General features: G+C 67.6%; 9 protein-coding genes and 1 tRNA gene. 9 read left to right on the top strand and 1 reads right to left on the bottom strand.

Annotation, left to right across the window (positions count from 1 at the left end):
• The first annotated feature begins 277 nt into the window (after positions 1–277).
• The 4 genes from F8279_RS08795 to F8279_RS08780 all read left to right on the top strand — a co-directional run bounded on the left by F8279_RS08795 (position 278) and on the right by F8279_RS08780 (position 2870).
• Positions 278–973 carry a winged helix-turn-helix domain-containing protein gene (locus F8279_RS08795; RefSeq protein ID WP_151499619.1) on the top strand — a complete coding sequence of 232 codons (696 nt, stop codon included), beginning with the start codon at positions 278–280 and terminating at the stop codon, positions 971–973.
• A gap of 76 nt (positions 974–1049) precedes the next feature.
• Positions 1050–1121, top strand: a tRNA-Arg gene (locus F8279_RS08790).
• A gap of 254 nt (positions 1122–1375) precedes the next feature.
• Positions 1376–1927: a hypothetical protein gene (locus F8279_RS08785; RefSeq protein ID WP_151499618.1), complete on the top strand. Its 552-nt coding sequence runs from the start codon at positions 1376–1378 to the stop codon at positions 1925–1927.
• Position 1928: 1 nt separating this feature from the next.
• Entirely contained in the window at positions 1929–2870 is a 942-nt protein-coding gene (locus tag F8279_RS08780) for an SDR family NAD(P)-dependent oxidoreductase (protein ID WP_151499617.1), read from the top strand.
• 99 nt (positions 2871–2969) lie between these two features.
• Here the strand turns inward: F8279_RS08780 and F8279_RS30950 are convergent, their stop codons facing one another.
• Entirely contained in the window at positions 2970–3842 is an 873-nt protein-coding gene (locus F8279_RS30950; RefSeq protein WP_151499616.1) for a DUF4231 domain-containing protein, read from the bottom strand.
• 219 nt (positions 3843–4061) lie between these two features.
• Between F8279_RS30950 and F8279_RS08770 the strand changes: the two genes are divergently transcribed.
• The 5 genes from F8279_RS08770 to F8279_RS08750 all read left to right on the top strand — a co-directional run bounded on the left by F8279_RS08770 (position 4062) and on the right by F8279_RS08750 (position 10084).
• Complete coding sequence (locus F8279_RS08770; protein WP_225853198.1) at positions 4062–5282, top strand: hypothetical protein; 1221 nt, start codon at positions 4062–4064, stop codon at positions 5280–5282.
• A 430-nt stretch (positions 5283–5712) separates the two neighbouring features.
• On the top strand, positions 5713–6108 hold the full coding sequence (locus tag F8279_RS08765; protein WP_046568276.1) for a GntR family transcriptional regulator: 396 nt from the start codon (positions 5713–5715) through the stop codon (positions 6106–6108).
• On the top strand, positions 6105–7004 hold the full coding sequence (locus F8279_RS08760) for an ABC transporter ATP-binding protein (RefSeq protein ID WP_151499615.1): 900 nt from the start codon (positions 6105–6107) through the stop codon (positions 7002–7004). Before F8279_RS08765 ends, F8279_RS08760 begins: the two co-directional genes overlap by 4 nt.
• Entirely contained in the window at positions 7001–7978 is a 978-nt protein-coding gene (locus F8279_RS08755; protein WP_151499614.1) for an ABC transporter permease subunit, read from the top strand. The genes F8279_RS08760 and F8279_RS08755 overlap by 4 nt, the downstream gene beginning before the upstream one ends.
• A gap of 108 nt (positions 7979–8086) precedes the next feature.
• On the top strand, positions 8087–10084 hold the full coding sequence (locus F8279_RS08750) for a LuxR family transcriptional regulator (RefSeq protein WP_151499613.1): 1998 nt from the start codon (positions 8087–8089) through the stop codon (positions 10082–10084).
• The last annotated feature ends 1 nt before the right edge of the window (position 10085 follow it).

Below are 10085 nucleotides of genomic sequence, written 5' to 3'. Positions count from 1 at the left end.
CCCAAACCGTTACAAACCCCCAAACCAGGACATACCCGGCCTCATCTCGCCGTCACCCCCCCGCGATCTTGCAGTTGGCGCCCCGGTGATGCCGGATTCGCCCCGTTACGGGAGGACCGTAAGTGCAAGATCGCGTGGGGGTGACGGCGAGATGAGGCCGGGTATGTCCTGGTTTGGGGGTTTGTAACGGTTTGGGGTTAACGGGTCATTGTGGGGGTTGGAGAGTTTTCTACCCACATATCGTGACCAGTTGCGATTCGTGCTCGTTGCCCAAGACGTGGGGGTTGCACTCAGAGACGCAGGGCGGTCGGTGACCAGCTGGTGCCGACGCCACACCATCGGCGGTGACGGAGCGGTGGCAGCCGTCCGTCGCGGACTGCGGCAGGGCGAGCCGGGAACGCTCAGCCGCGAACAGGAACTCGAACTCATCGACGTGCTCCGGGGCGTCCACCCCGACGAGTTCGGCCTCGACGAGGAGCTCTGGACACGGCAGAGCCTGACCGCCCTCATCGAGCGCCGGTTCGGGCTGGCGATGGACGCCGGCACCGTCGGGGCGTACCTCCGGGCCTGGGGTCTCGGGCCGCGCGAGCCGCGCGAGCGGGCCTGCGGCCTGTGCGTCGGCGCGGTCGAGCGCTGGGTACGCAGCGCATACCCGGCGATCACGCGGGCGGCCCAGGAGCACGCCGCGGAGGTCTACTGGATCGGCCGGGTACGCCTGCGCGGCACCATGCCCGCCGCCGACGTGGTCTCGGCGGTCTCCTCGCGAGGGCGGGTGCGGTTCATGGTCACCACGCCGTCGGTGGACCCGCCGCTGCCCCGTGACTTCGTGCTGCGGCTCAGTGGCGCCGAGGAGCGCACCGTGCACCTGATCGTGGACGGCTCCTGGCCGCGCAACGAGTGGCCCCGCCGGCTGCCCCGCCGGGTCGTGCTGCACCCGCTGCCGAGCTGCGGTCGCGCCGTCGCCGCGGCCTGATCCGACGAAGATCGACTGGCGGGGGTACCGATTCGGTGATCCGGGAGGGGGTTTGCTACTCTTCTCGGGTCGCTGAGCCCCCGTAGCTCAGGGGATAGAGCACCGCCCTCCGGAGGCGGGAGCGCAGGTTCGAATCCTGCCGGGGGCACACTTGCTAAGAAAGCTCTGACCAGCACGAAGAGGCCCCTAACCAGGGAAAACCCGGCCAGGGGCCTTCATCATGTGCCCGGCCATGTCCGGCCGTCACCGGCCGGTGGCGGACATCTGTGCCAAATGCGTGCCACGGAACGCCGGCGCCCTCAGCCGTGCCCGAGCGCCCTCTCGATGCGCTGCCGGAGAGCCGCGTCACCGCCGACAGCACCCTCAACCGACACGCTCACCCTGCGGGCGGATGACGATGGAGTGTCCTTCGTGCTGCACAACCGGGCAGCCGGCAACGTAGCCGTGGCTGGGGGAATGCTGCACATCATGCCGGCGGGGGTTTTCCAGCCGTCGAGCGTCCTACCTGCGGCCTTAGCGGCCGACTTCGACCTGTGGCGCAACATGATGCGGGAGTACAGCGAGGAATTTCTCGGCACGGCCGAGCACGGTGGTGACGGTGAGCCGGCGGATTACACCGCCGAGCCGCTGGCAAGCTTCCAACGCGAATACGCGGCGGGTGGGATACGAGTCTTCTGCCTCGGCGTCGCGCTCGACGCGCTCACTCTCTGGGGCGAAATCTTGACCGTAGCGGTGTTCGATGGCCCCACCTATGACCGCTTATTCGCCGACATGGTCAGCGCCAACGACGAGGGAACCGTGGTGAAGACCGGGCGGGTGCGGCCCACATCGGCACTGCCATTCACCCGCCACACCATCGACGAACTGACCGCCAGCGGGCGGCTAGCTCCGGCGGCGGCCGGCTGCATTCAGCTCGCGTGGGAGCACCGCCGCACGATCCTGGGGAGAGGCTGACGTGCACGTACTGGTTACCGGTGGCCTCGGATTTCTCGGCCACGCCGTCGCCCGTGACCTGCTCACCGCTGGACACCGGGTCACCGTCATGAGCCGGGGCCGCAGGGACCGCAACCCACCCGCCGATGTCGCGATCGTGACGGGAGACATCCGAGACCGCGCCCGGGTTGCCCAAATCGTAAAGGAAGGCGGATACGAGGGAGTTGTTCATCTGGCTGCGTTGACCAGCGGCCGGGACTCGTTCGCCGACCCGCTGAGCTACTTCGACGTCAACGAGACCGGCACCCTGAACCTGCTCATGGCTCTCGACACCGCGCGGACGGCCACCGACCCCGTCGCCTTGGTTTTCACCTCCACCAACATCGTCTACGGATCGCAGCGCCAAGGCGCGCTCTCCGAAGACCTGCCCCCGCACCCCGAGAGCCCATACGCGGCTTCGAAGGTCGCCGCCGAGCACATGGTCGCTGCCTATGCAGCGACAGGGGCAATCGGGGCGATCACCGTTCGGCCCTTCAACGTCGCCGGAGCGGCTGACGGGGTCACCGACACCGACCGCGCACGGATTATCCCGAACGTCTTTCGTGCGATCACCGGCCAGCTCGACCACGTCACCCTAAACGGCGACGGATCAGCAGTCCGGGACTTCGTCCATGTCGCCGACGTCGCGGCTGCCATCCGGAAGGGCCTGGCCGCCTGCACCCCCGGCGCCTGTCCGACCATCAACCTCGGCTCTGGCACCGGAACGAGCATGGCCACCGTGGTGGCCACCGCTGCGCAGATCACCGGGCATCCGGTCACCGTCCACCGGCAGCCACCCAAGCCCGAGCCGCCAAGCCTCATCGCCGATATCAGCCGCGCTCACGCCGTCCTTGGTTGGACCCCTACGAGGTCCAGCCTGAGCGACATTCTCATCGATGCCTGGAAAGCATGGCCCAACAGCTAATTCCCTCTCTTATGCAGCATCACGACGATCGGCAATCTTCTACCTGGCGGCGCACCTGCTCGCCGGGCACACCTCGATGGCAGCATGCTAATCCAGATCTTAATGCCGCCGCGCCCGCCACATCGTGTGCTCTCGTGAAATCGCCGCCTCCGCATCACTTACCAACTGAGACATCTGAAGTTCTGAAGTTACCCTTGGGGTCACTGATGCAATGGCAGCAAGCTCCTGACTCGCCAAAGCATAGGCAGTAGCCAGCACGTCGTGTTGCCGGGTTTGCGTCCAGGCCGCGCAGGCTGCAATCGCGGCGGCAGCTATCCCTAGCAAGTCAGCCGTCGTGATCCCGGCAGCCCGAGACACCGCAAAGACAACACCCGCTACTTCCAATACGAGTAGAGCAACGGACCAACGCGTCGCTTGCCTACGGTTCCATTGGGATCGATCAGCGTACCACGACCTCTGCTTTTGGAGGCGGTATTTCGAGTAGGCCTCTAGGCGTGCCGCGAGAGGAGAAGCGCGCAAAGCCAGCATCTCCTCAGTGATTTGTTGGCCAGACGCTGACGGGGCCGCCAGCCCGGCCGAGCCGAGGTCGCTGGACATGCCCAGCAGGCGGCCCGCGAAATCCTCTACACATTCAAGTTCGCCCCGAGATCTGGGGAAAGGCTCTGCCGCAACCGCGAAGCGCCACGATAGAGATTTGATGGATTCGGACATTGCCCTTCCGGCATACCATCGCTGACTCGGGCGGTTCGCGAGCAGAAATGCTTCGATGGTGGAAGCCACGGCGAAAGAGCACGCAGCAATAGCTGCCGACAAAGCCAACTCGCCGAGTTTCCAGCCTACCGCCCCCATCACCGCGGCCACCAATAACAGGGCCAGCCTTAGGGCGACCAATCTGATGAATACGTACTGGCCCCGCTGCGACTCTCGCGAAACTGCACGCTGAAGGGGCGGAAGGTGTTCCGGTTCGAGCATAGTTACCGACCTTCTAGCCAAATTGATAACCTCGTCCCCAATTTGGGGGATTTGACGTGTTCTAGGTGAGCAATTAATCGCTCCCCTCGAACTACTGTTCGAGCTTTCTCCGAACGGACGTTCGAACTATTGCGTCACTAATGTCGGCTCCTTGTCAGTAGGCCCCGTGCAGCTCCTCCGCGCCTGTTGATCAAGGCTGCTCGAAGCTACCATCTGGCAATGACATCGGTCGAGGACGGGGCACTAATTTCTGAAGCCGCAGCCTCCAAGGGTTCAGCGGCTGCTGCAAAAAATTCCGACACCGACAGGCGGAGACGCCGCACGCGACCGATTCCTCCAAACACATTTGACGATGCACTCACCCTCGGATTGGCTATTCAGGAGCATGCCGCTGGGCAGAAGGTTCGCCGTCTCACCCTGTTTGAAAATATGAAGCGAGAGGCCGACAGCACCGCAAGTCGAAATTTGGTTACCGGTTCATTCCAGTATGGAATAACTCTCGGGAGCTATAAGGCAGAGTATCTGGAGTTGACGCCTGACGGGGCGAAGGCCACGTCGCCAGACTCGTCTCCTTCCGAGCGGTTTGAGGCACAGTTCAAATTGGCGATCGAGAAGAACGACACCTTCCGAAAGCTGTACGAGAATTTTTGTGGAAGTCGCCTTCCCACCGTTTCCGTGCTTAGGGACTATGCGCACAGCCAAGGAATTGATCAGGACTTCCTGAATGAATGCGTCGAGACGTTCATCGTCAATGCAAAGTTTTTGGGACTGCTCCGGACGATCGCTGGGGCCGAGCGACTGCTAACGAAAAACCATTTACTTGATGAACTAGCAAGCCAAAGCGCACTCGCCGTACCGAAACGTTCGGCGCTAGTGATCGAGGGGACGATCAGCTCAGAGTCGACCCAAGTAGCTGCGGTGGTAGATGTGCAGGTGCGCGAGTCGATGTCTGACACGTGCTTCTACATTGCACCAATCGGGCAAGCTGATTCAGAGGAGCGACGACACTCCGATCTCTTTATGGGCTCACTTGTTGAGCCGGCTCTTCAGGAGTTCGGGATGCGGCTCGTGCGTGCCGACAAGATCACCGACCCCGGCCTGATTTCTAAGCAGGTCATCGAATACATCGTTCAAGCACCGCTTGTAATCGCGGACCTCTCGTTCCATAACCCCAACGTCTTCTACGAACTCGCACTGCGCCATGCCGTCCGAAAGCCGATTGTTCAGTTGAGCCGCCTCGCGGATCGCCTGCCTTTTGACGTTCGCGAATTCCGCACTGTGCAGATCGATACAACTTCTATTTACACGCTCGTACCTAAGCTAGATACCTACCGCAGCGAAATTGCTTCCCAGATTAGGATGACCATGGAGTCGGACGACCATGCGGAAAACCCCCTTACAATCTTTTACCCCGGGTTCTGGTCGTCGAATGATCAGTGATTCATTCCACTTCGAAATAGTCTTCAACCTGGTCGATGGCACGCTCCCGCCGGATACAGATAGAAATTAACGTAACCCAGGGGATCGGCTACTCGGCTCGCTGGGGCCGTCACAGTGTCAGCTCCCGCCAGCGACAGCGCCACCGTGGTCCGCCGGACGTCGCTGTGCCGAATACGTGCCAAAGTTGACCCGGGGCCCATCGGCTCAGCACGCATTCGCCCAGGCCAACGGCGTGATACAGCCGGATGAGGCGCATCCCTCCGGAGGCGGGAGCGCAGGTTCGAATCCTGCCGGGGGCACCTCACAGAAGACCTTCACGAGCCCGACAGCCACCCTGGCTGCCGGGCTCGTTCCGTTTCCGGGCGAGCCGGCCTCCTTGACCGCCGAGCCACTGCTTTACTACGTTACTAGTAAAGCAGTGAGGAGCACCGTGTTCGTCTTCCGGCTCGACACCCACTCCGGCGTGCCGCCGTACCTGCAACTCGTCCAGCAGGTCCGCCAGGCGGTGCTGCTGGGCTTCCTCCAGCCCGGTGACCGCCTCCCGCTCATCCGCGAGGTGGTCGAGGACCTGGCGATCAATCCGAACACCGTCGCCAAGGCGTACCGGCAGATGGAGCAGGAGAACCTGGTCACCGGCCGGCCCGGCCAGGGCACGTTCGTCAACGAGCAGCAGTCGGCCGCCATGTCGGCGTCGACGTACACGTCGCTGCGCCGCGGGCTCGCGACCTGGTTGCGCCGCGCCTACGCGGCCGGCCTCGACGAGCAGGCGGTCGACGCGCTCTTCACCTCCGTCCACCAGCAGACCAGGAACGAGGACGTGGCGTGACAGCGACCGAGTTGGCGCTGCGCACCGACGGTGTGGGCAAGCGGTACCGGAAGGGCTGGGCGCTGCGCGACTGCACCCTGGCCCTGCCGGCGGGCGGCGTGATCGCCCTGGTCGGGCCGAACGGCGCGGGCAAGACCACGCTGCTGCGCCTGGTCGTCGGGTTGCTGGCACCGAGCACCGGCACGGTGGAGGTCCTCGGCCGCGACGTCACTGCGAGCACCCCGCAGACTCTGTCCCGGGTCGGGTTCCTGGCCCAGGACCACCCGCTGTACAAGCGCTTCACCGTCGCCGAGATGCTCCGCTTCGGCCGGGCCTGCAACCTGCGGTTCGACCAGGGGCTGGCCGAGCGCCGGCTGGCGAAGCTGGGCATCCCGCTCGACCGCAGGGCCGGTTCGCTCTCCGGCGGGCAGCAGGCCCAGGTCGCGTTGGCTCTGGCCCTGGCGAAGCGGCCGGACCTGCTCGTCCTCGACGAGCCGGTGGCCAGCCTCGACCCGCTGGCCCGGCACGAGTTCCTCCAGGTCCTCATGGGCGCGGTGGCCGACGGCGGGGTGACAGTCCTGTTCTCCTCCCACGTCGTGCACGAGCTGGAGCGCGTCTGCGACCACCTGGTCGTGCTCAACCAGGGCCGGGTCACGCTCGCCGGCGACATCGACACCCTCCTCGCCGAGCACCGGCTGCTCGTCGGCCCGCGCACGGCCAACGACCTCGACCGGGCCGCCGCCGTCGTGGAGGCCGTCCACAGCGACCGGCACACGACCCTGCTGGTACGCGACGGCGGGATCCCGGCCGCGCCCGGGTGGCAGGCCCAGCCGGTCGCGTTGGAGGAGCTGGTGCTGGCGTACCTGCGCCGGCCGTCCGAGCCGAGCGCCGGTGATCCCTCGGAGGTGGCGGCGTGACGTGGTTGATCTGGCGCCAGCACCGGACCGAGGTCTGCGTCCTGGGCCTGCTCGTCGGCGCGTTCGGCATCGCCCTGCTCGTGCTCGGGACGCAGGCCCACGACCTGTTTCCCGGCGGTCCCGCCCGCTGTGCGGGAGAGGCCGGTGTCGGCGAGGCCTGCGCGGCCTCCTTCCGCCGCCTCGACGACGAGTACGGGTACGTCGAGAACCTCCTGGCGGCCTTCTATCTGATGCCCGTCGTCATCGGTGCGTTCCTCGGTGCGCCGCTGCTCGCGCGCGAGCTGGAGGAGGGCACCTGGCAGCTCGCCTGGACCCAGGCCGTGCCGCGGATGCGCTGGCTTGCGGCCAAGCTCGTGGCCCTGGCCGGCGTCACGGTCGTGCTCACCGGGATGTTCACCGCGGTGCTCACCTGGTTCCGTCAGCCTTTCGACGCGTGGGAGGGGCGGTTCCAGTACGACGCCTTCGACCTGGAGGGACTTGTTCCGGTGGCGTACGCGCTGTTCGCGTTCGGCGTGGCCACCGCGGCGGGGGCGATTCTGCGGCGCAGCCTGCCCGCGTTCGGCGTCGCGTTCGGGGCGTTCCTCGCCGCCCGGATGTCGGTGGCGCTGCTGGCCCGTCCCGCGTACGCCACGCCGCTCACGGCCATGGAGCCGGTCCCCGCCGGCGGCCCGACGGACCAGGCGGGGCACCGGTTCGTGCCCGGCGTCGCCGACTGGGTGATCGAACGCGGCTACGCGGACGCCACCGGGCACAGGCTGAGCAGCGTCGAGTACTACGAGCTGGAGGACGCCGCCAACCGGGCCGGCGCCAACGTCAACCAGTTCCTGCACGCGCGGGGCATCCAGCAGTTCGGGGTCTACCACCCGGCCGACCGGTTCTGGACGTTCCAGCTCATCGAGGCGGCAGTGTTCGTCGCCGTCGCGGCGATCCTGGTCGGTGTGGTGGTGTGGCGGGTCCGACGCCGGATGCTCTAGATACCGAGCGGGCGAACCGCTTTCACCTTTGTCCCTCGATTCGGGGATGGGCAGGTCGTGAGCTGGCTAACCTCGCGGTGAACGGGTCGAACCTCAGCACCTGCGAAGGTGAGCCAGTTGCCCGAGACGCCGTTGACCAACCGCCCCAAGATGCACACGGGCGTTCCCTCCTCGCTGACGACCACGCAACGGTGGGTCCTGCGCGGCGTCGCCGTCGCCGACGCCCCCTGCGGCCTGTGGTTCCTCGAAGCGGTGGCCACGCGCACCGGCACCACACCGGACGAGCCGGTCGACGCGACGGTGGAGGAGCTGATCTCGCGCGGATTTCTCGTCGACACCGCCGCCGGCCTGCGGCTGGCCTCGATCGCTCTGCGCGACGACGTCCTGCGGGACACCCCGCCGTCGGTACGCCAGGCGCTGCGCGAGGCGGCAGCCGAGGTGCTCGCCGACGCCGGGCGCCCGGCCCAGGCCGCCCGGCAGCTCCTCCGGGTGCTCCCGGCGGTGAGCCGGTCCGCCCGGGCGCTCGCCGCCCGGCTGGCGGCCGACCCGGCGGTCGGTCCGAGCCTCGCCGCGGATCTGCTGCTTGCCACACCCGTGCCCGGCCCGGCCGACGAGCGCCTGGCCTGGCTGGTCGACGTCGCCGACAACCTCTATCTGGCCGGCCGGGTGGACGAGACGCTGCGGATGCTGCATCGGGAGGTCGCGGTCGATCGATACGGGCCACGCCAGCGGGCGATGCTGCTCGGGCGGCTCGGCGCCTACTACGCGACGCAGCGTCCCTCGCTGTCCCTGACGTACCTCGGGCAGGCGCTCAACCAGGAGCTGGACGCCGCCGGGCGGAGCTGGACGCTCACCATGCTGGCGTCGCAGGCGGCCCGGTTCGGGCACCCCGACGCCGCCGGGCTGGTGGCGGCGGCGGAGCGGGCCCACGAGCGCAGCCCCTCCCCCGGCGGCGGTATCCGGCTGGCCCTGGCGCACGCGTCCCGGGCCACCGCCACCGGCGACCTGCCCCGCGCCGCGCGGATCCTGCGGGAGGTGGACGCGGGCGAGCCCGCCGCCCGCACCCAGGCGATCTTCCTGCGCGTCGACCGGGTGGCGAACCAGATCGCGCTCGGCCGGTACGTCGACGCGGCGACCGCGCTCGACAGCGTGACCACGGAGATCGACACGCTCGGTGCGGTGGCGCAGCCGCTGGTGACCGCGCTGGACTGCGTCCTGCGGCTGACCACCGGTGAGCTGGCCGAGGCCGAGGTCCGGGCCCGTCTCGCGCTGACCGAACGTGGTGGCGCCCTGCCGGCGCAGGCCCGGGTGGACCTGCTCGCCACGGTCGTGGAGGTGCTGCTGCGCCGGGGTGAGGTGGCCGCGGCCCGGGATCTGCTGGCAGACGAACGCCCCGCAGTGGGTTGGCCGGACGACATGCAGTGGTTCCGGCTCGGCTGCGCCGCCGCGGGCGATCCGGAGCCGGGCCGGCACGCCGCGCTGCTGGGCGCCGCCTTCGCCATGCCGGACCGCTCGGTGGCTCCGCTGCTGCTGGTGCCGCACCACGGCCCGCGACTGGTACGCGCGGCCCTGGCGCTCGGTGACCGGCAGCGGGCCGAGATCCTCGCCGACCACCTGAAGCGGGCCGCCGGCATGACGAACAACGCGCTCTGGCGCGGGGTGGCGCACCAGGCCGACGGGCTGCTGACCGGCGATCCGGCGGCGCTGCGCGCGGCGGTGCGGCTGCTGCGCACCACCTCCGCCCGGCCGGCCCTGGCCGACGCGCTGCACGACCTGGCGCGGTCGCCCGGGCTGCCGCCGGCCGAGACGTTCGACCTGCTGGCCGAGGCCGACGCGATGTACACCCGGATGGGTGCCGGCGGGACACAGGAGCACGACGGCCCGGCGGGCGACGAGGCCTGCCGTCCGGCCGTGGCCGCGCTGACGCCCGCCGAGATACGGGTGGCCGAACTGCTCGCGGTCGGCATGACGAAGCAGGAGGCGGCCCGGGACCTGTTCGTCTCGTTCCACACCGTCGACACCCACCTGCGCTCGATCTACGCGAAGCTCGGTGTCCACAACCGGGTGGAGCTGGCGCTGGTCTGGGAGTCCCGGGAGGGCAGCTGAG

It is taken from the genome of Micromonospora sp. AMSO1212t, assembly GCF_008868145.1.
Lineage (GTDB): Bacteria > Actinomycetota > Actinomycetes > Mycobacteriales > Micromonosporaceae > Micromonospora > Micromonospora tulbaghiae.
This window is presented reverse-complemented; position numbering and strand designations above follow the sequence as displayed.